The organism is Herbaspirillum sp. VT-16-41, assembly GCF_001994935.1.
GTDB lineage: Bacteria > Pseudomonadota > Gammaproteobacteria > Burkholderiales > Burkholderiaceae_D > Herbaspirillum > Herbaspirillum frisingense.
The window spans coordinates 1-19,911 of the sequence record NZ_MUXB01000111.1 but is presented as its reverse complement, the minus strand read 5'-3'; the positions used below and the strand labels follow the sequence as shown (position 1 = coordinate 19,911).

Here is a 19,911-nt window from a genome sequence, read left to right as displayed (position 1 = left end):
CCATCAAGCGAGCAAGCCATGGTCAGGCGATGAACACACCGGGTCAATTTCATCAATGGAGGGGGATGTCACCATGTCGGAAGCAAAGAAATATCGTCTCGTCACGCGCAGCGACTTCGATGGTCTGGTCTGTGCAGTCTTGTTGAAGCATCTGGACATGATCAACGAGATCCTGTTCGTCCACCCCAAGGACATGCAGGATGGCAAGATCGCCATCAGCGACAACGACATCACCACCAACCTGCCCTTCGTTGCGGGCGTGCATCTGGCCTTCGATCACCATCTGTCCGAAACCATCCGCAACACTGGTGAACGCAAGAACCACGTGATCCATCCGGAGGCGCCGTCGGCTGCGCGCGTGGTGTATGACTACTACGGTGGTGACAAGACTTTCCCGGCGGCATGGGCCGACATGATGGCCGCCGTCGACAAGGGCGACTCCGCCCGCTTCAACGAGGAGGAAGTGCTCAACCCGCAAGGCTGGGACCTGCTGAACTTCCTCATGGATGCGCGCACCGGCCTGGGGCGCTTCCGCGATTTCCGCATCTCTAACTACAACCTGATGATGGACCTGATCGAGCTGTGCAAGACGCACACCATCGATCAGATCATGGATTCGCCGGACGTCAAGGAACGTCGCGAGCTGTATTTCGAACATGCGGAGAAATGCAAGGAGCAGATCCGCCGCTGCGCCACGATACACAAGAACCTGGTCGTGCTGGACCTGCGCAAGGAAGAGACCATCTTCGCCGGCAACCGCTTCATCATCTACGCCCTGTTCCCGCAGACCAACATTTCCATCCACGTACTGTGGGGCCTGAAGAATCAGAACACCGTCTTCGCCACCGGGAAGTCCATCCTCAACCGCAGCTCCAAGACCAATATCGGTGCACTGATGCTGGAATACGGCGGCGGCGGACACGAGAACGCCGGTACCTGCCAGGTGGACAACGAACGTGCAGAAGAGGTGCTGGAGGCCTTGATCACACGGATCAACAAGGACGGCTGAAAAGCACGTAGCGCCTGCCGTGCGCCCCCCGACTTGGGCCGCACGGCGGTCCGCACCGCCACGGTACCGCTACGCCATCAGCGCTGCCGACCGACAGGCGTTTCGTCTTTCAGCAAGAACCATCACGCTCGCGCATGAGCGTGCATGCTTCATCAATTCAACCACCCGCCCGTCGCTGCATGTCTTCATGCGACGCCAGCGCGGAATTTGCCTTTGGCGGCTCTTCAGCCCGCCGTCTGCCGTGCCGTTAACTGTCTGTGATGTCTGCGATGTCTGTGAAATGAGGTGCAGCACTTCCGGGGGGAATGATGAAGCTCAACGATTTCAGGATTGGCATGCGACTGGGGTTCCTGGCGGCACTGTTGCTAACAGCGACCGCCTTCGTCGGAGTACGTGGCTGGCTGGTGCTGGACGAGATCTACGGCCAGGGCGCTCAGGCGATGCAGAAAGGCGCGCTGATTGAGCAGTCGGTGGACGCCGCTCGCAGTGCCCAGGTGCAATTCAAGATCCAGGTGCAGGAGTGGAAGAACACCCTGTTGCGCGGCAAGGACCCCGACGCCTTCAACAAATATCGCCAGGCATTCATCGATGAGAGCGCCGCCACCCAGGCCTCGCTGAAAAAGCTGGAGAAGCTCATGCCGCAGATCGGCATGAGCCAGGAGGCAGCGCGCAAGGCACAGGAGGCGCATGCCGAGCTGCTGACCAAGTATCTCGATGCCTTGAAGGCCTATGCCTCCGACGACCCGGCATCGGTCGCCCGGGTGGACGAACAGGTCAAAGGCGTGGATCGCCTGCCGACCAGGATGATCGACGACATCGTCGCCGCCGTACTGGCCCATGCTCACCAGATGCGCGACGAGATCAACGCCGACAGCCAGGCCGACTACCTGCATGCGCGGGCATTGCTGAGCGCGTCCATTGCGCTGTCGTTGCTGGTGGGCATCGGCATCACCTGGTGGCTGGTGCGCAGCATCGTGCGACCGCTCGGCGTGGCGGTGCAGATTGCGCAGACCGTCGCCGCAGGTGACCTGCGTTCGGACGTCGCTGTATCGGGCAAGGATGAAACCGCGCAGTTGCTGCATGCGTTGAAGGAGATGAACGGCAACCTGGCCAACATCGTTTCGGAAGTGCGACACGGTACCGGCGCCATCACGGTCGCTGCCACCGAAATCGCCAACGGCAACCGCGACCTGTCGGAACGCACCGAGGAGCAGGCCAGCTCGCTGGAAGAAACCGCAGCCTCGATGGAGGAGATCACCTCCACCGTGCAGAAGAACGCCGACAACGCCCACCATGCCAACCAGCTTGCCGGAGCCGCCTCCGGTGTCGCCGTACGCGGTGGGCAGATGGTCGGGGCGGTGATCGAAACCATGCAGGCCATCGAAGAGAGTTCGCGCAGGATTGTCGACATCATCGGAGTGATCGACGGCATAGCCTTCCAGACCAATATCCTGGCGCTCAATGCGGCGGTGGAAGCCGCACGCGCCGGCGAGCAGGGGCGCGGCTTTGCGGTGGTGGCGTCCGAGGTGCGCTCGCTGGCCCAGCGATCGGCCACGGCGGCCCGGGAAATCAAGGAACTGATCAACGACTCGGTCGGCAAGATCAATGCCGGTACCTCGCTGGTCGGTGGCGCCGGCGATACGATGCAGGAGATCGTAGCCTCGGTCCAGAAGGTCGCCACCATCATGGACAACATCACCGATGCCAATCGCGAACAGAGCGCCGGCATCGACGAGGTCAACAAGGCCGTGGTGCAGATGGATATGGTCACCCAGCAGAACGCGGCGCTGGTCGAGCAGGCCGCAGCGGCGGCCGAGAGCCTGCAGGTTCAGGCCGAAGGCCTGGAGCGGGCGGTGGCGGTGTTCAAGCTGAGGTAGGAAACGCTGGCGGCGTAAGGAAAAAAGGCATGTCGAAATTCGACATGCCTTTTCATTTTTTGCCCCGACGCCGGGTTACCGGGCTTACGCCAGCTTTTCAAACACCAGGTCCCAGACCCCATGCCCCAGACGCAGGCCACGGTTCTCGAACTTGGTGGTGGGACGATAATCCGGACGCGGTGCATAGCCCGAAGGATCGGTGGAGGTGTTCTTCAGCGTAGGCTCCGCACCCAGCACGTCCAGCATCTGGATCGCATAGTCTTCCCAGTCGGTGGCGCAGTGGATGTAACCGCCCACGGCCAGGCGCGAGCTCAGCAGCTGCACCAGCGGCGCCTGGATCAGGCGGCGCTTGTTGTGGCGCGCCTTGTGCCAGGGATCGGGGAAGAACACGTGCACACCCGCCAGGGCGCCTGGCACGATCATGTTGTTGAGCACTTCCACGGCGTCGTGCTGGATGATGCGCACGTTATCCAGGTTGCCTTCACCAGCCAGCTTCAGGTAGCTGCCCACGCCGGGCGTATGCACTTCCACGCCGATGAAATTCTTTTCCGGCATCAATGCAGCGATCTTGGCGCTGGTCTCGCCCATGCCGAAGCCGATCTCCAGCACGGTCGGCGCCGAGCGGCCGAAAGCGGCCTGCAGATCCAGGGCTTGCTTGGCATAGGGCAGCATGAATTTCGGCCCCAGCTCTTCCAGCGCACGGCCCTGTGCATTGGAGACGCGCCCGGTGCGCGTGACGAAGCTGCGGATGCGGCGCTCGCTCGGATCATAGAAAAGCGGCTTGCCGGATTTGTTCTCAGACATGGATGACTCGTGAATCGGTGAAGCGCGGCCCTGACCCCCTCTTGTGCCGGAGGCTTCCGGCGGCAGGCCGCATGCGGTATGGAGCGGGTGAAGGGGATCGAACCCTCGTCTTAAGCTTGGGAAGCTTCTGCTCTACCATTGAGCTACACCCGCGTGTGGGTGGGCATTATACCGGGTTACGGCGGGTCTTTTCCAGCATCGGGGATTGGCCAAGGGGAGGATTGACGAGAAGCCTGCATCGTCAGGACCGCGGCCAGCCTGTCCAGCACGCAGCGATCTGCACATGCTTGAGCTGATGGAAGCGGTTCGCTACCTCACAGGCCTGACTCGACGATCAGTGGCGCATGACGATGCTGAATCGGGCTCATCCACCCCTCAACGATCTTCCGGCGACAACCCATGCTCCTCAATCGCCTTGCGCGTCGCCGGCTCTGCAAACATCGTCAGAAAGGCACGTGCGGCGACGGCAGAAGCAGAGTGCGCACCCACTGCACCGGCATAGACGGTGTAGTTCTGGATGGCGGCGGGTAAGGGGCCGACCAGGCGGGCGCCTTTGACCTGCAGGATTTCGCTCTGCTGATGCAGTGCCAGCGCGGCGCTGCCATCGACCAGCTTTTCGGCCACCAGACCGCCAGGCACCAGGACTTCCTTGGCATGCATCTGGGCGGCGATCCCGAGTTTCTCAAACAGTTTTTCCAGATAGATCCCGCTTGACCCTCCGGCCTTGGGATCGATCAGCGCTACCGAGGGCGCGTCCAGCAATGCCTTCCTGAACTGGGCGACGGTGGCGATGGCCGGCGACGGGGCGCCCTGCTTTACCGCAACCGCGATGCCCACGCGGGCAATCGGGCGGCTGCTTGCCAGGTTGAGATAGCCATCCTTGCCCAGGCCATTCAATACGCCGTCTGGCACGACGAGCACATCAAAAGCGGCGCCTGAGCGCACACGTTTGTCCATGACGCCCGCGGTGGCGTTTTCCACTGTCACATGGATGCCGCTGCGCTGCTCAAAGTCGGCTGCCACGGTGCGGACGACGGGTGCAATGGCGCCGGCAGCAAGGATCTTGAGATCGTCGGCCGCGGCGGGCAGTGCGATCAGGGCGGACAAGGCGGCGGCTACAAGAAGCGGGAGACAGAACGGGCGCACGATTTCTCCAGAGGTGGAAGTGCAGCGGATGGGAACAGCGGAAGGAAAGCAGAAAGCGCGTCGGCGCTGATTATACGACGCGTGAAGGTGGGGCGTTTGTTCCCTGCTGGCAGGCCTTGCATGAAGACGACCGGCGACGTTGACGTAGAACGGACTGGACCGGATTGCGCCGATGGCGACGACAATCCCGATCCATCACCCGCCCCGCTCAGGCCTGCATTTCTGCGATCAATGCGATGATCTGATCGCCGTAGGTTTCCAGCTTCTTCTCGCCCACGCCGGTGACGTGGCGCAGGTCGTCCAGCGATTGCGGTCGGGCCTTGGCGATTTCGCGCATGGTCGCATCGTGGAAGATGACGTAGGCCGGGACGTTGTGGGCGCGCGCGGTTTCGACGCGCCACCAGCGCAGTTTTTCGAAGAGCGCCTGTTCTTCGGTGTTGAGATCGGTCTCGACGAAACCGGAACGTTGGGAGCTGCGCTTGGCCTTTTCCGGCTTGCGGTAACGGCGCAATTGCACCTGCTGTTCACCCCGCAGCACCGGCCGGGCAGCTTCGGTGAGTTTGAGGGCGCTGTAGTTCTCGGCATCCACCGTCAGCAGTCCCAGGGCGATGACCTGGCGCAGGATGGCGCGCCATTCGGCTTCGCCACGATCGCTGCCGACGCCGAAGACGGAGAGCTGGTCGTGCCGCCACTGCTTGACGCGTTCGCCATCGATACCGCGCAGCACCTCGATCACATGTCCAGGCGCGAAGCGCTGGTCAACCCGATAGACGGTGGACAGCAGCTTCTGCACCTCGACGGTGGCATCGAAGGACACCGGGGGGGTGAGGCAGGTATCGCAATTGCCGCAGGGGCCGGACTTCTCGCCGAAGTAATCGAGCAGGTGCACGCGCCGGCAGTGCAGGGTTTCGCACAGGGACAGCATGGCGTCGAGCTTGGTGCTCTGTACGCGCTTGAAGGCGTCGTCGGCTTCGGATTCGTCGATCATGCGGCGCTGCTGCACCACGTCCTGCAGGCCATAGGCCATCCAGGCGTCGGCGGGCAAGCCGTCACGGCCGGCGCGGCCGGTTTCCTGGTAATAGCCTTCCACGCTCTTGGGCAGGTCCAGGTGGCAGACGAAGCGTACGTCGGGCTTGTCGATACCCATGCCGAAGGCGATGGTGGCGACCATCACGATCCGGTCCTCGCGCAGGAAGCGCGCCTGGTTGGCGGTACGCAGCGCGTAGTCCATCCCGGCATGGTAGGCCAGGGCATTGATGCCTTCGCCGCGCAGGAATTCGGCGGTTTCCTCGACCTTCTTGCGCGAGAGGCAATAGACGATGCCGGCATCCTCGGGGTGTTCGCTCTTGATGAAGTCCAGCAGCTGCTTGCGACCGTTGGCCTTTTCCACGATCTGATAGCGGATGTTGGGGCGATCGAAGGAAGAAACGAATTGGCGTGCATCTTCGAGTTGCAGGCGGTGGATGATTTCTTCGCGGGTCTGCTGGTCGGCGGTCGCCGTCAGGGCGATGCGCGGCACCTGCGGGAAGCGCTCGTGCAGTACCGACAGCTTGATGTATTCCGGCCGGAAATCGTGGCCCCATTGCGAGACGCAGTGCGCTTCGTCGATGGCGAAGAGGGAGATGCGTGAGGATTCGAGCAGTTCCAGGCAGCGCGGCGTCATCAGCCGTTCGGGGGCGACGTAGAGCAGGTCGAGGTCGCCCTGGCGCAGGCGGCGCTCAATCTGCATGGCTTCGTCGAAGCTCTGGGTGGAATTGAGGAAGGCGGCGCGCACGCCGACTTCGGCCAGCGCGTCCACCTGGTCCTGCATCAGGGCGATCAGCGGCGAGACCACCACGCCGGTGCCGGCGCGCAGCAAGGCCGGTACCTGGTAGCACAGCGACTTGCCGCCGCCGGTGGGCATGAGCACCAGGGCATCACCGCCGCCGGCGACGTGCTGGACGATCTCGCCCTGATGACCGCGAAAGGACGAATAACCGAACACCGTCTCCAGCACATGCAATGCGCGTTCTTGCTGGGTGGCGCCGGCGGGCAGGGAATCGAAATCGACCATGGAAAAACCTGAAGCTGCTGCGTAGCGAAGGCGCTATTTTATTGCAGCCAGCCCCGGGACACCGCGAACAACAGGAAAACACCCAGTACGGCTCGATAGATGATGAAGGGCCAGGTCGAGAAACGCTCCAGGAATTTCATCAATCCCCAGATGGCGGCAAAGGCCGAGACGCTCGCCACGGCCAGGCCGAACAGCAGGACACCCCAGGCTTCCAGGGGGATGTGGGCGTGCAGCAGCACGGCCAGTTCCTTGAGGCCCGCCAGGGCGATGGCCGGCAGCCCCAGCAGGAAGGAGAAGCGCGCTGCCTCTTCCCGGCGGAAATTGAGGAACAGGGCCGCGGTGAGCGTGGAACCGGAGCGGGAAACGCCCGGGATCAGCGCGCCGACCTGGGCCAGGCCGACGATAAGGGCGTCGCGCAGGCGCATCTGGTCGACGCTGCGGCGATGCCGGCAGACCAGTTCGGACAGTGCCAGCAGCAGCGCCATGACGATGCAGGACCAGCCGATCACGGACAGGCTGCGCAGCGGCGAGCCGCAGGCGTTGAGTACGTGCGACAGCGCCAGGCCGGCAATGCCGATGGGGATGGTCGCCAGGATGATGGCCACGGCCAGCTTGAACATGGGGTCGCTGAAATCGCGACGGCGCCAGGCCGCCAGGCTGCCGCCGGTGACGGCCGATACATCGCGCCGGAAGTAGCTGATCACGGCGGCCAGGGCTGCGAGCTGCATGGCGGCCGAGAAGGCAGAACCCGGATCATGCCAGCCGAGAAAGGCCGGCACGATGCGCATGTGGGCGGTGGAGGAAATGGGGAGCAGTTCGGTGATGCCCTGGACGATGCCGAGGAAACCGATCTGCGCGTAGCTCAGGGAGGCAAAGCCGATATCAAGCCCGGCGCTGCAGACGTTGGCCATGGGTGTGCTCTGAAGGGGGTGGCGAAAGAGAGTTGTGAACGCCGCCGGCGTCGAGGCCGGCGGCGGGTGCTGCAGTGTACCGCGCCGCAGGCGGCGCTGGCTGACAGGGTCCTGACGCGGGCGTTTTACTCGACCCAGGCCACCACGCCGGTGTAGGCGGTGACCAGCACGATGATGCCGAAGACGATGCGATACCAGGCGAAGATCGTGAAATCGTGCGAGCTGATGTAGCGCAGCAGCCAGCGTACGCACAGGAAGGCGGAGACGAAGGCGGCAACCGTGCCCACCGTGAACAGGGGGACGTCGGCCGCCGACAGCAGCGCGCGCTCCTTGTAGAGCGAATAGATGGTGGCGGCGAACAGGGTCGGGATGGCCAGGAAGAAGGAAAACTCGGTAGCGGCCTTGCGCGACAGGCCGAACATCATGCCGCCGATGATGGTGGCACCGGAGCGGCTGGTGCCGGGGATCAGGGCGAAGGCCTGGGCGATGCCGACCTTCAGCGCGTCCAGCGGGGTCATGTCGTCCACGGTTTCGACGCGGGCCGAGGCCATGCTCATGCGATCCTTGTTACGGCGCTCCACCCACAGGATGATCAGGCCGCCGACGATGAAGGCAATGGCCACCGAGACTGGATTAAACAGCACTTCCTTGATACGGCGACTGAACAAAAAGCCCAGGATGGCGGCCGGCAGGAAGGCAATGATCAGGTTGATGACCAGGCGCTGCGCCTTGCGGTCGGTGAACATGCCGCAGAGGACAGTGGCGATGCGCACGCGATATTCCCAGCAGACGGCGAGGATGGCACCGGCCTGGATCACGATTTCGAAGACGTCGGCTTTTTCCTTGGAGAAAGAGGGGCCGGTGAATTGCAGGAGGCTGTTGGCCAGGATCAGGTGGCCGGTGGAGGAGATGGGAAGGAATTCGGTCAGGCCTTCGACAATGCCCATGATGAGCGCCTTGAGCGCGAGGATGGTATCCATACGGTAGCTGGGGGTGGCTTTTTCTGAGGAGTTGAAGGGAAATGGTGCTGATCACGCAGGCTGGCCAGCGAAATCGGTACCGATATGGCCGGAATCGTTCAATTGCACCCTCAAGAAGGCACATCGACAAGCCCGCATCGGTGCAAACCGGCGTTTCGACCGCACGAACCTGAAAAAAGTGCAGTCGGTGCAGTGCAACAAATTCGGATTCTACCTTAGCAACGTGACAAAACTCGCGTTTTCCTTTGGTAATAACGCGCTACCATGCGGTTTTTCATTCACCTGCGGGAATCTGCATGAGCGCTTTCACCATCTATCACAACCCGCGTTGCGGCACCTCGCGCAATGTGCTGCAGGCGCTGCGGGACGGCGGCGTCGAGCCGACCATCATTGAATATCTGAAGACCCCGCCGGACCGGGCGACCCTCAAACAGCTGATCGCCGCCATGGGCGTGCCGGTGCGCGAGGTGGTGCGGACCAAGGAAGCGCTGTACCAGGAACTCGGGCTGGATGCGGCCACGGTCAGCGATGAGCAATTGATCGATGCCATGCTGGAACATCCTGTGCTGATCAACCGCCCTATCGTTGTCGCGCCCAAGGGAACGATGCTGGTGCGTCCCAGCGAGCGGCTGGCGGAAATCTTTCCCTGAGCTTCCTTCCTGACATTTCCTGAACGCAATCGGGAGGCATCGGGACGGTATCCGCACCGTATCGGCAGTCATTTGACCTCAATCGCGCTATACTTGGCTGATCCGTGGTACAACGCGGGAGTTCTCTCCCCATCGAATCAGGAGCAGCGGTGCATCATCGACACGAAGAAAGTACTGCCGATCTGAAGGAGCTGACGACCATCGCTCCGATCAGCCGAGAAGCCCATGCCGCCCACCTCAAGGAAAAGGTGGATACCCGGCGCCTCATCGAAGATATCCGCGATGAAGCGCGACGGCGGCGCGAGGAAGCCTACTAACTACTTAGGGGCGAGTCTACCGCCGTCGGGTTGTGGCGCGGGCGCAGTCAGCGCCTCCAGACTTGTAAGCCAGGCGATGGCCTGGCTACGGTCGTCGCCGCACATCTCTGCCGAAGGCTGCAGCCCTGCGCAGAAAGCCGGTCGCCCGGCCTGTCCGAATATCTTGCATCGCATGTCCTGATCCAATTGCACACACGGCACGTTGGCCGGCTTGCCGTCGGGCATGCCGGGGATCGGGCTGGTGATGGAGGGGGCGATGCAGCAGGCGCCGCAGGCATCTCGGCACTTCATGGGGCTTCCTGGTGGGACGGTGGGCCTGCATTGTAGTCCATCGCTGCCTGCGGGCAGTGAAAGCCCACCGCTGTCACACTGCTTGCGTCCTGCTTGTGCCGCGCTTGCGCCAGCGGCTTGACGTCGGCGCAGCTTGCCACTTACAGTGCCCCGTCCCGGTCATTTTGCTTCTCATGTCTGCCTTATCCAAAGAACCGCGTTGGGAACGACGCAAGCAGGACCGCCCCCAGGAATTGCTGGCGGCGGCCCTGGAATTGTTCGTGGAGCGCGGCTATGCAGCGACCCGCCTGGAAGATGTGGCTACCCGCGCCGGTGTTTCCAAGGGCACCCTCTATCTCTACTTCGACAGTAAGGAAAGCCTGTTCAAGTCGGTGGTGCGCACCAATATGCTGCCGCTGCTGGATCAGGCCGAAGCGCGCATCGCCGGCCACGCCGGCAGCAGTGCCGACCTGCTGCGCGACCTGATCATGCACTGGTGGGAGGCCGCCTCGCACTCCGGGGTGATGGGCATCGCCAAGCTGATGATGGCCGAATCCGGCAACTTCCCCGAACTTGCGCGTTTTTACCATGAAGAAATCACTGCCCGGGGCGACGCCACCGTGGTCCGCGTGCTGGAGCGCGGCATGGCATGCGGGGAGTTCAGACAGATCGATGCAGAAGCGATGAAAAAGGTCATCGTGGCTCCGGTGGTCATGCTCATGCTCTGGGATCAGTCACTGGCCCCCTGTGCAGTGGCCCCGATCGATCCACGCAGCTATCTGGAGAACATGATCGACCTCTGCCTCAATGGGCTGAAGGCCTGAAGCACGGGCTACAGATGGCCGCCCGCTACGCATCCGCCCCCGGATCGGCACGCAACAACAGGCCCATACTCGCATTGCATTGAGGAAAACCCGCAACAGAAGCGCCGGCCGCCGCTTTTTCCCGGCATAGATGGGCTGATTAGCTGGGCGGTGTTTGATAAAATGCTGCCTTTCCGTCGCTATTAGATTAGATCGAGCCACCGCCATGAATATCGAACAAGCCCGCTTCAACATGATCGAACAGCAAATCCGTCCCTGGAATGTGCTGGCGCAGGATGTGCTGGACCTGCTGATGGTCGTCAAGCGTGAAGAATTCGTCCCGGCCGCCTATCGCAGCCTGGCGTTCTTCGACACCGAGATCCCCCTGCCGGGCGGTGAAAACATGCTGGCCCCCAAGATCGAAGCGCGCATGCTGCAGGAAGCCAACGTCAAGAAGCACGAATACGTGCTGGAAATCGGCGCCGGTTCGGGATACATGGCGGCACTGCTGGCGCACAAGGCGCGTCACGTGACCACCGTGGAAATCTCCCCCGAGCTGAAGGCGCTGGCCGAGCAGAACCTGTCCGACTACGGCGTGGCCAACGTGGATGTGCAACTGGGTAACGGCGCCCAGGGCTGGACCGGCGCCGACGGCAAGGCCGGCGAATACGACGTGATCGTCATTTCCGGTTCGCTGCCACTGCTGCCGGAAGCCTTCGGCAAGCAACTGAAGGTGGGTGGCCGCCTGCTGGCCATCGTCGGTTCCGCGCCGGTGATGGAGCTGCAACTGATCACCCGCACTTCGGAACATGTCTTTGAAACCGTGAACATCGTGGAAACCATGGCCAAGCCGCTGCATGCAGCGCTGGTGCCGTCCCACTTCACGTTCTGAACCTGACAGGAAAGCATCATGGAGCACATCTCCGCCCCGGAACTGGCCGCCTGGATCAATGATCCCGACCGCCCCACGCCCCTGCTGCTGGACGTGCGCGAGCCCTGGGAACACCAGACCTGCCACATCGCCGGTACGCAACTGGTGCCGATGAACACCATTCCCGGCCGTTTTTCCGAGCTCGACGAAGAACAGCCGGTAGTGTGCATCTGCCACCATGGCGGCCGCAGCATGCAGGTCGCGGCTTTCCTGGAGCGCCAGGGCTTCACCAAGGTCATCAACCTGAGTGGCGGCGTGCATGCCTGGGCCACGCAGGTCGATCCGACCATGCCGACCTACTGAGTCGACGCTTCCCTCCCGCCATGTGGCCCGGTCAGACCGGATCGCATGGCGCGGCAAGGCGGCCTGCCTTCTTCTACGGGTCGCCCTTCCCTACCTCGCTCAGCTCACCACTTCCTTCACTTCTTGCACTTTCTGCAGTGAAGGTGCCGCCTTCAAGGCGTACAAAGACGCTGCCAGCACGCGTTCACCTTCCACGACCAGGTCAAAACTCTCGGGTGAAAAGAACCAGTCCGTCAGCAAGCCACTGAAGGTCGCATGGGCCATCAGGCAGGCCAGGCGGATGTCCAGCGTGGCCGGCAGTTGCCCACGCGCTACCGCATTGCCGAGGATCTGCTCGAGTCGCAACATACCGTCGACGTGGCACTCACGCTGCCGGATCAGGATGGGGTCGTGGGCATCGGCAAACTCGCACTTGTTGAAGATGATGTCGAACACGCGCCGACAGCGCTCATCGGTTGCGGCCATCGTCAGCACGTAGATGCCGCTGCGCAGGAACTGTCCCAGCGGATCGGCCACCTGCGGGCTGGCGTTCTCTTCCAGCACGGCCTCCATCGGCAGGCGCACGCGCTCGCACATGGCGTCGAAAAGGTCGCTCTTGTTCTTGAAATGCCAATAGATCGCGCCCCGCGTGACGTCGGCCGCCTTGGCGACGTCGGCCAGCGAGGTCTGCGAAACACCGCGTTCATGGAATACCTGCTCGGCAGCATCGAGGATGCGGGCGCGCGTTTCCAGTGCTTCTTCCTTGGTGGAACGGGCCATCTCAGCAACCTCCGGAGAGCATCCAGTCGGAATCATCCATCGGCAAGCTTTGCTGCGTGCGCACATCTTCAGTGAACATTATTTGAACCTGAACAATCGCGCTTAAGCAGAAATTGTCATGGAGTGGAAAGAATTCGTCGTACACAATATCGGGCCATCTGTTTTGTCTTGCCGAGACCCGCTTATCGCGACGGGCCATGCGGAAGAGCTCGGTTTCAACACTGCGGAAACGGTATCAGAGTGCCTTCTGCAGGAAAATGCAAGGAATCGCTCATATTTAGCTACGCCGTTTCGAACAAGTTTGTTAAATTAATGTGATGTTTTGGAGAAATACATACATACATGAATGTATGTATAATAGCATCCGCTTCAAGCCCCTGTCGTAAGTCCTTCGCAAAAATTCGTCGCCCTAGCCGGGAAGCGGGCGGGGGATTTTTCGCATTGCAACAATGCCTCATCCTGCCGTCCCGCCAACTTCAGCCGGCGACGACAGGCACAGCATCATCGTCATCACCGGTTTTACCGAATTCGTTTCATCGCCGCCCTGGCGGCTTCAACTTTACTTTCGTGCGAGATATCTATGAGCTCAGTCAGTCGTTTCACGCGCCTTACCATGACCGTCGCCGTTGCCGCTGCGCTGGTCGCCTGCGGACAGAAACCCGCCGCCCAAGGCGGCCAGATGCCGCCGGCCGAGGTGTCGGTGGTGACCATCGCCCCGCAACGCGTGGCCATTACCAATGAACTGCCGGGCCGGGTGGAAGCCTTCCGTGTGGCGCAAGTACGCGCACGGGTGGCCGGTATCGTGCAAAAGCGCGTCTTCAAGGAAGGCAGCGAGGTCAAGGAAGGCCAGGTCCTGTTCAAGATCGATCCGGCCCAGTACAAGGCCAGCCTGGAAAGCGCACAAGCCACACTGGCACGTGCCCAGGCCAACCTGACGCAGACCTCGTTGACGGCGCAACGCTACAAGCCGCTGGTGGAAGTCAACGCCGTCTCCAAGCAGGAATATGACAACGCGGTCGCTGCCCAGAAGCAGGCAGAAGCTGACGTGGCCGCCGGCAAGGCTGCCGTGCAGACCGCCAGCCTGAACCTGGGCTATGCCACCGTGACCTCGCCCATCTCCGGCCGCATCGGTCGCGCGCTGGTGACCGAGGGCGCGCTGGTGGGTCAGGGCGATGCCACCCAGCTGGCGCTGGTGCAGCAGCTCGATCCGGTCTATGTCAACGTCACCCAGTCCAGCGCCGACCTGTTGAAGCTGCAGCAGGCCATGGCGGCGGGCCAGTTGAAGAGCGTGGGCGAGAACAAGGCCAGCGTGACCCTGGTGCTGGAAAACGGCCAGCCCTATGAACAACCGGGCAAGCTGCTGTTCTCCGACATCAGCGTAGACGAGAGCACCGGTTCGGTCTCCCTGCGCGCCGAGTTCCCCAACCCCAAGCGCCTGCTGCTGCCGGGTACCTATGTGCGTACCAAGATCGAACAGGCAGTGGACGAACAGGCCCTGCTGGTGCCGCAACAGGCTGTGATGCGTGATGCCGGCGGCTCGTCGGTGCTGGTGGTCAATGCCGAGAACAAGGTCGAGCCACGTCCGGTCAAGACGGGCGGTGCGCGTGGCAACAACTGGCAGGTCCTGGATGGCCTGAAAGAGGGTGACCGCGTGATCGTGGAGGGCCTGCAGAAGGTTCGCCCGGGCGCTTCGGTCAAACCGGTGCAATGGAATCCCGCGGGCGCTCCCGCACAAGCGCAAGGCCAACCGGCCAAGCAAGATCCGAGCGCCCAACCGAAAGCTAACTAAGAGGCTGCCAGATGGGAAAGTTTTTTATTGATCGCCCCGTATTCGCGTGGGTGCTAGCGATCTTCATCATGCTGGCCGGTGCGCTGGCCATCACCGGCCTGCCGGTGTCCCAGTACCCCAACATCGCGCCGCCGACCATCGTGGTCACGGCGACCTACCCGGGTGCGACCGCACAGACCCTGGACGATTCGGTGACCAGCCTGATCGAACAGGAAATGAACGGCGCCGATGGCCTGCAATACATCGAGTCGCAAAGCCAGGCCAATGGCCAGGTGCAGATCACCATCACCTTCTCGCCGGAAACCAATCCGGACCTGGCGGCGGTGGATGTGCAGAACCGCCTGAAGCGCGTCGAGGCCCGTCTGCCGGCCGCGGTGACGCAACAGGGCGTGCAGGTGACCAAGTCGCGTTCCAACTTCCTGCTCTTCATCGGTCTTTCCTCGACCGATGGCAAGCTCGATCCGGTGGCGCTGGGTGACTATCTGTCGCGTAACGTCCTGAACGAAATCAAGCGTGTCCCGGGCGTGGGTCAGGCACAGCTGTTCGGTACCGAACGCGCCATGCGCATCTGGATCGATCCGAACAAGCTGATCGGCCTGAACCTGACCCCGGCCGACGTGACCGCGGCCATCCAGGCACAGAACGCGCTGGTGGCCGGCGGTACACTGGGCGCCCTGCCCAGCCCGGGCACCCAGCAGATCGCCGCCACCGTGGTGGTGAACGGTCAGCTGACTTCGCCCGAGCAGTTCGGCAACATCGTGCTGCGCGCCAATGCCAACGGCTCGTCGGTGCGACTGCGTGATGTCGCCCGGGTCGAGGTCGGTGGCCAGAGCTATGACACTTCCGGTCGTCTGGACGGCAAGCCCTCCTCCTTCATCGGCGTGCAGCTCTCACCCACTGCCAATGCGCTGGGCACCGCTACGGCCGTACACAAGAAGATGGACGAGCTGGCCAAGTACTTCCCCACTGGCGTGAAGTACACCATCCCCTACGACACCTCCAAGTTCGTCAAGATCTCGATCGAAGAAGTGGTCAAGACCCTGATCGAAGCGATCGTGCTGGTGTTCCTGGTGATGTTCCTGTTCCTGCAGAACATCCGCTACACCATCATCCCCACCATCGTGGTGCCGGTGGCGCTGTTGGGTACCTTTGCCACGCTGCTGCTGTTCGGCTTCTCGATCAACGTGCTGACCATGTTCGGCATGGTGCTGGCCATCGGTATCCTGGTGGACGATGCGATCGTGGTGGTGGAAAACGTCGAACGCATCATGAGCGAGGAAGGTCTCTCGCCGGCTGACGCCACCCGCAAGGCCATGGGCCAGATCAGCGGCGCGCTGATCGGTATCACCCTGGTGCTGATCGCGGTGTTCATCCCGATGGCCTTCTTCGGCGGTGCCGTGGGTGCGATCTACCGTCAGTTCTCGCTGTCGATGGTGGCTTCGATGGTGTTCTCGGTGCTGATGGCCTTCACGCTGACGCCGGCGCTGTGCGCCACCATCCTCAAGCCGGTCGAAAAGGGACATCACCACGAGAAGAAGGGCTTCTTCGGCTGGTTCAACCGCAAGTTCAACAGCACCGCCGCCGGCTATCAGGGCGTGATCGCCCGCATGCTGAACAAGGCTGGCCGCTACATGATCGTCTATGTCGTGATCGTGGCCTGCGTGGGCCTGCTGTACGTGCGCCTGCCCGCCTCCTTCCTGCCCAATGAAGACCAGGGCTACATCATCACCAACGTCCAGTTGCCGCCGGGCGCAAGCACGGCGCGCACCACCGAGGTGGTCAAGAAGATCGAAGAGTATTACCTCAAGGACCCGGCAGTGGAACACGCCATTGCTGTGCTGGGCTTCTCGTTCTCGGGTAATGGTCAGAATGCGGCACTGGTGTTCACCCCGCTGAAGGACTGGTCCGAACGCGACAAGTCGCAGTCGGCCGACGCCGTCGCGGGCAAGGCCTTCGGTGCGTTCTCGCAGATCAAGGATGCGATCGTGTTCCCGCTGAACCCGCCACCGATCCCGGAACTGGGTAATGCTACCGGCTTCACCTTCCGCCTGCAGGATCGTGCCGGGATGGGCCACGCTGCACTGGTGCAGGCCCGCAACCAGATTCTGGGCATGGCTTCGCAGAGCAAGGTGCTGGCCGGTGTGCGTCCGGAAGGTCTGGAAGATGCGCCGCAGTTGCAACTGGACATCGACCGCGACAAGGCCAACGCCCTGGGCGTGCCGTTCTCGGCGATCAACAGCGTGCTGTCCACGGCGCTGGGCTCGTCCTACGTGAACGACTTCCCCAACCTGGGTCGTCAACAGCGCGTGATCGTACAGGCTGACGCCACCCGTCGTCTGCAACCGGAAGACCTGACCAACCTGTACGCCCGCAATTCCAATGGCGGCATGGTGCCGTTCTCGGCCTTCGTCACCGCGAAGTGGATCAATGGTCCGGTACAGCTGATCCGCTACAACGGCTACCCGGCCATGAAGATCGCCGGTGGCGCTGCTCCTGGCCGCAGTACCGGTGAGGCGATGGCGGAGCTGGAATCCTTTGTGGCCAAGCTGCCGCCTGGCTTCGGCTTCGAATGGACTGGCCAGTCGCTGGAAGAAAAGACCTCCGGCAACCAGGCTCCTGCCCTGTATGCACTGTCGCTGATCGCGGTGTTCCTGGTGCTGGCGGCGCTGTATGAAAGTACCTCCATCCCGCTGGCGGTGATGCTGGTGGTGCCGCTGGGTATCCTGGGTGCACTGCTGGGCGTGACGTTGCGCGCCATGCCAAACGACGTGTACTTCAAGGTGGGCATGATCGCGGTGGTGGGTCTGTCGGCCAAGAACGCGATCCTGATCATCGAATTCGCAAAGGATTTGCAGGCGCAGGGCAAGGGGTTGATCGAGGCGACGCTTGAGGCGGTTCACCTGCGTTTCCGTCCGATCATCATGACCTCGCTGGCCTTCATCCTCGGCGTGCTGCCGCTGGCGATTGCCTCTGGCGCCGGCTCTGCCAGCCAGCGCGCCATCGGTACCGGCGTGATGGGCGGCATGATCACGGCGACCGTACTGGCGGTGTTCCTGGTGCCGATCTTCTTCGTGGTCGTGCGCAAGATATTCAAGGGTAGCGATCGTCAGCGCAAGTTCGACGCTGACCATTCGCCCAAGATCAATGTGGAGAACAACAATGGCTAATCTCTCGTTGCCGCGCTCGCCGCGCCTGCTGCAAATGTGCGCAGCGCTGCTGGTGGCCGGTGTCCTGGGGGGCTGCTCGCTGGCCCCCACTTATGAGCGTCCGCAAGCGCCGGTGGAAGCCGCCTATCCGGCGGATGCCGCCGGTCGTGCCGAACTGCAGGCTGTCAACCTGGGCTGGCGCCAGTTCTTCCCCGACCAGCGGCTGCAGCAGCTGATCGCGACCGCTCTGGAGAACAACCGCGACTTGCGTACTGCCGTGCTCAACATCGAAGAAGCCCGGGCGCAATACCAGATCGCCCGTGCCGATCTCCTGCCCAATCTGAACGTCACTGGCAATGCTGCGCGTACCCGTACGTCGGCCAGCCAGTCGCTGACGGGCCAGCCTGTGATCAGCAACAGCTACCAGGTGGGCCTGGCGGTGCCAGCCTACGAGCTGGACTTCTTCGGTCGCGTGCGCAACCTCAAGGATGCGGCGCTGGCCAGCTATCTGAGTACCGAAGAGGCACAGAAGTCGGCACAGATCAGCCTGGTCGCGCAGGTGGCGCAGGCCTACCTGTCCGAGCGCTCCTATGCCGAGCAGCTGCAACTGGCCAATGACACCCTCAAGTCGCGTGAATCCAATCTGGATCTGGCGCAAAAGCGTTTCGACGTGGGTGCCAGTTCTGCGCTGGATTTTCGCCTGACGCAGACGCTGGTGGAATCGGCTCGTGTGGCCAAGGCCCAGTTGGAACGTCAGCGTGCACAAGCCGAGAACGCCCTCACGCTGTTGGTGGGCAAAAAGGTGGGCGACCTGCCACCCGCGCAACTGCTGTCGGATGAAAAGATCGTGACCGACATCCCCGCCGGACTACCTTCGGAGCTGCTGACCAATCGCCCTGACATCCGCTCGGCCGAGCAGAGCCTGCTGGCAGCCAATGCCAACATCGGTGCGGCGCGTGCGGCATTCTTCCCGCGCATCTCGCTGACAGGCAGCTTCGGCAGCGCCAGCAGCACACTGGGTGGATTGTTCGAGAGTGGTTCGGGCGCATGGAGCTTCGGCCCCTCGCTCTCGCTGCCCATCTTCGATTTCGGCCGCAACAGCGCCAATCTGGATCTTGCTGAAGTACGCAAGAACAAGGCTGTAGTGAGCTATGAGAAGACCATCCAGACGGCCTTCCGCGAAGTTGCCGACGCGCTCGTCGCGCGTGGGACTCTGGATGACCAGGTCAAGGCGCAGGAGGCTTTCCTGGCGGCCCAGCAGGAGCGGCTGAAGCTGACTGATCTGCGTTTCAAGAACGGGATTGCGTCTTCACTGGATCAGCTTGATGCACAGCGGGACCTGTTCTCTGCACAACAGGCCTTGATCCAGGCTCGCCAGCTGCGCTTGAACAATGCCATTGATCTGTATAAGGCATTGGGTGGCGGCATCAACGAGAACACCTTGAGTGTTGCAGCCAAGCAGTAAGTTTTATGGCGATCTGTTGAGATCTTGTTGTGGATGGAAGTAAAAAAGCCGGCATTGCCGGCTTTTTTATTGTCTAGTGGTTTAGAGGGTTGGGTGCCTGGGTGAGGTCACTCAGTGCTCGTTAGTGCTCGTTCGTATGTTGCTCGATCAAGTCATCAGTGATGGGTTTCGAGGGAGTGTCTCGGGGCTGTGGATAAGATAAGTCCTGCGCAAACTCGAAGGGTGCCCTGTGCATAAACTAAGTTGTCTAATTATTGAGGCCACACTGGACGCTACTTTGCGCCTTGTTTGTTCCCCGAATACTAAGTTTTCAAGTTGATGTCGTGCCATCGATGCGTCGGACTGTCGACGCGACAGGCGGTGGACAAGATATCCAATCAAGGGGTTGTATCGCCTCGGCGCTTTCGCCCGGCCGGTTCAACGGGCGATATCTCAGCCGCAATTCATGTTCATCAGAAGTGATGACGTGCAGCCCGTAGGAACGGCTTTCCCTGTTCAGGATGAGGGCGACGGAGTGTCCGCCTTACCAGCTCTGCAATCCGCGTCACTGGAACCCAAGTCGAGGTCAGCCTAATGAGAGCAGGGAGCGCGATGCTCATCAGCGCGGACCTGTTGAGTTGTATGCAGCCGGGTGGGATGGGTGCGTGTTTTTGCCGCCGCAAAGCAAAAACCCTCGCTACTTTCGTAACGAGGGTTCT

General features: G+C 62.0%; 16 protein-coding genes, 1 tRNA gene and 1 pseudogene. 10 read left to right on the top strand and 8 right to left on the bottom strand.

What is annotated here, in order from left to right:
- Nucleotides 1-73 precede the first annotated feature (73 nt).
- Together BTM36_RS14725 and BTM36_RS14720 are read left to right on the top strand one after the other, a co-directional pair.
- Nucleotides 74-1,009, top strand: coding sequence for a hypothetical protein (locus BTM36_RS14725; protein ID WP_006461926.1), 936 nt, complete (start codon nucleotides 74-76; stop codon nucleotides 1,007-1,009).
- A 335-nt stretch (nucleotides 1,010-1,344) separates the two neighbouring features.
- Nucleotides 1,345-2,886: a methyl-accepting chemotaxis protein gene (locus BTM36_RS14720; RefSeq protein WP_254427013.1), complete on the top strand. Its 1,542-nt coding sequence runs from the start codon at nucleotides 1,345-1,347 to the stop codon at nucleotides 2,884-2,886.
- A gap of 84 nt (nucleotides 2,887-2,970) precedes the next feature.
- On the opposite strand, the gene trmB is transcribed toward BTM36_RS14720, so the two are convergent.
- From trmB to BTM36_RS14690, 6 genes are all read right to left on the bottom strand, one after another.
- The gene (gene trmB / locus BTM36_RS14715; protein WP_077236892.1) at nucleotides 2,971-3,690 is read right to left on the bottom strand and encodes a tRNA (guanosine(46)-N7)-methyltransferase TrmB; all 720 of its coding nucleotides are present in this window, start codon (nucleotides 3,688-3,690) and stop codon (nucleotides 2,971-2,973) included.
- 79 nt (nucleotides 3,691-3,769) lie between these two features.
- A tRNA-Gly gene (locus BTM36_RS14710) sits at nucleotides 3,770-3,843 on the bottom strand.
- A gap of 222 nt (nucleotides 3,844-4,065) precedes the next feature.
- A complete protein-coding gene (locus BTM36_RS14705) occupies nucleotides 4,066-4,797 on the bottom strand; it encodes a substrate-binding domain-containing protein (protein WP_077236891.1) in 732 nt (243 codons plus the stop codon).
- Nucleotides 4,798-5,044: 247 nt separating this feature from the next.
- Nucleotides 5,045-6,889: a DNA helicase RecQ gene (gene recQ / locus BTM36_RS14700; RefSeq protein ID WP_077236890.1), complete on the bottom strand. Its 1,845-nt coding sequence runs from the start codon at nucleotides 6,887-6,889 to the stop codon at nucleotides 5,045-5,047.
- A 38-nt stretch (nucleotides 6,890-6,927) separates the two neighbouring features.
- Nucleotides 6,928-7,800, bottom strand: coding sequence for an undecaprenyl-diphosphate phosphatase (locus BTM36_RS14695; protein ID WP_077236889.1), 873 nt, complete (start codon nucleotides 7,798-7,800; stop codon nucleotides 6,928-6,930).
- A gap of 125 nt (nucleotides 7,801-7,925) precedes the next feature.
- Nucleotides 7,926-8,780 (bottom strand): undecaprenyl-diphosphate phosphatase, encoded by an 855-nt coding sequence (locus tag BTM36_RS14690; RefSeq protein WP_006465546.1) that lies wholly within the window; start codon nucleotides 8,778-8,780, stop codon nucleotides 7,926-7,928.
- 296 nt (nucleotides 8,781-9,076) lie between these two features.
- Here BTM36_RS14690 and arsC point away from each other — a divergent pair.
- Together arsC and BTM36_RS28375 are read left to right on the top strand one after the other, a co-directional pair.
- Nucleotides 9,077-9,427 (top strand): annotated as a pseudogene (arsC, locus tag BTM36_RS14685) (arsenate reductase (glutaredoxin)); the annotation flags it as partial.
- Between the two features lie 152 nt (nucleotides 9,428-9,579).
- A complete protein-coding gene (locus BTM36_RS28375; RefSeq protein ID WP_166758416.1) occupies nucleotides 9,580-9,747 on the top strand; it encodes a hypothetical protein in 168 nt (55 codons plus the stop codon).
- Here the strand turns inward: BTM36_RS28375 and BTM36_RS14680 are convergent, their stop codons facing one another.
- The gene (locus tag BTM36_RS14680) at nucleotides 9,748-10,038 is read right to left on the bottom strand and encodes a YkgJ family cysteine cluster protein (protein WP_077236887.1); all 291 of its coding nucleotides are present in this window, start codon (nucleotides 10,036-10,038) and stop codon (nucleotides 9,748-9,750) included.
- 173 nt (nucleotides 10,039-10,211) lie between these two features.
- Between BTM36_RS14680 and BTM36_RS14675 the strand changes: the two genes are divergently transcribed.
- From BTM36_RS14675 to BTM36_RS14665, 3 genes are all read left to right on the top strand, one after another.
- Nucleotides 10,212-10,841, top strand: a complete 630-nt coding sequence (locus BTM36_RS14675; protein WP_077236886.1) for a TetR/AcrR family transcriptional regulator — start codon at nucleotides 10,212-10,214, stop codon at nucleotides 10,839-10,841.
- 205 nt (nucleotides 10,842-11,046) lie between these two features.
- Nucleotides 11,047-11,712, top strand: a complete 666-nt coding sequence (locus BTM36_RS14670; protein WP_077236885.1) for a protein-L-isoaspartate O-methyltransferase — start codon at nucleotides 11,047-11,049, stop codon at nucleotides 11,710-11,712.
- Nucleotides 11,713-11,730: 18 nt separating this feature from the next.
- Nucleotides 11,731-12,054, top strand: coding sequence for a rhodanese-like domain-containing protein (locus BTM36_RS14665; protein WP_077236884.1), 324 nt, complete (start codon nucleotides 11,731-11,733; stop codon nucleotides 12,052-12,054).
- Between the two features lie 99 nt (nucleotides 12,055-12,153).
- Here the strand turns inward: BTM36_RS14665 and BTM36_RS14660 are convergent, their stop codons facing one another.
- Nucleotides 12,154-12,813 carry a TetR family transcriptional regulator gene (locus BTM36_RS14660; protein ID WP_077236883.1) on the bottom strand — a complete coding sequence of 220 codons (660 nt, stop codon included), beginning with the start codon at nucleotides 12,811-12,813 and terminating at the stop codon, nucleotides 12,154-12,156.
- Between the two features lie 580 nt (nucleotides 12,814-13,393).
- Between BTM36_RS14660 and BTM36_RS14650 the strand changes: the two genes are divergently transcribed.
- The 3 genes from BTM36_RS14650 to adeC are packed head-to-tail and all read left to right on the top strand — an operon-like array spanning nucleotide 13,394 to nucleotide 19,213.
- On the top strand, nucleotides 13,394-14,602 hold the full coding sequence (locus BTM36_RS14650) for an efflux RND transporter periplasmic adaptor subunit (protein ID WP_077236881.1): 1,209 nt from the start codon (nucleotides 13,394-13,396) through the stop codon (nucleotides 14,600-14,602).
- Between the two features lie 11 nt (nucleotides 14,603-14,613).
- Nucleotides 14,614-17,769 (top strand): efflux RND transporter permease subunit, encoded by a 3,156-nt coding sequence (locus BTM36_RS14645; RefSeq protein ID WP_077236880.1) that lies wholly within the window; start codon nucleotides 14,614-14,616, stop codon nucleotides 17,767-17,769.
- Nucleotides 17,762-19,213, top strand: a complete 1,452-nt coding sequence (gene adeC / locus BTM36_RS14640; RefSeq protein ID WP_006465537.1) for an AdeC/AdeK/OprM family multidrug efflux complex outer membrane factor — start codon at nucleotides 17,762-17,764, stop codon at nucleotides 19,211-19,213. Before BTM36_RS14645 ends, adeC begins: the two co-directional genes overlap by 8 nt.
- Nucleotides 19,214-19,911: the final 698 nt, after the last annotated feature.

Bases quoted from the DNA above. Each gene is read 5' to 3' on its own strand.
- BTM36_RS14725 (WP_006461926.1), top strand. From the start codon at position 74: ATGTCGGAAGCAAAGAAATATCGTCTCGTCACGCGCAGCGACTTCGAT.
- BTM36_RS14720 (WP_254427013.1), top strand. From the start codon at position 1,345: ATGCGACTGGGGTTCCTGGCGGCACTGTTGCTAACAGCGACCGCCTTC.
- trmB (WP_077236892.1), bottom strand. From the start codon at position 3,690: ATGTCTGAGAACAAATCCGGCAAGCCGCTTTTCTATGATCCGAGCGAG.
- recQ (WP_077236890.1), bottom strand. From the start codon at position 6,889: ATGGTCGATTTCGATTCCCTGCCCGCCGGCGCCACCCAGCAAGAACGC.
- BTM36_RS14695 (WP_077236889.1), bottom strand. From the start codon at position 7,800: ATGGCCAACGTCTGCAGCGCCGGGCTTGATATCGGCTTTGCCTCCCTG.
- BTM36_RS14690 (WP_006465546.1), bottom strand. From the start codon at position 8,780: ATGGATACCATCCTCGCGCTCAAGGCGCTCATCATGGGCATTGTCGAA.
- BTM36_RS14680 (WP_077236887.1), bottom strand. From the start codon at position 10,038: ATGAAGTGCCGAGATGCCTGCGGCGCCTGCTGCATCGCCCCCTCCATC.
- BTM36_RS14675 (WP_077236886.1), top strand. From the start codon at position 10,212: ATGTCTGCCTTATCCAAAGAACCGCGTTGGGAACGACGCAAGCAGGAC.
- BTM36_RS14670 (WP_077236885.1), top strand. From the start codon at position 11,047: ATGAATATCGAACAAGCCCGCTTCAACATGATCGAACAGCAAATCCGT.
- BTM36_RS14665 (WP_077236884.1), top strand. From the start codon at position 11,731: ATGGAGCACATCTCCGCCCCGGAACTGGCCGCCTGGATCAATGATCCC.
- BTM36_RS14660 (WP_077236883.1), bottom strand. From the start codon at position 12,813: ATGGCCCGTTCCACCAAGGAAGAAGCACTGGAAACGCGCGCCCGCATC.
- BTM36_RS14650 (WP_077236881.1), top strand. From the start codon at position 13,394: ATGAGCTCAGTCAGTCGTTTCACGCGCCTTACCATGACCGTCGCCGTT.
- BTM36_RS14645 (WP_077236880.1), top strand. From the start codon at position 14,614: ATGGGAAAGTTTTTTATTGATCGCCCCGTATTCGCGTGGGTGCTAGCG.
- adeC (WP_006465537.1), top strand. From the start codon at position 17,762: ATGGCTAATCTCTCGTTGCCGCGCTCGCCGCGCCTGCTGCAAATGTGC.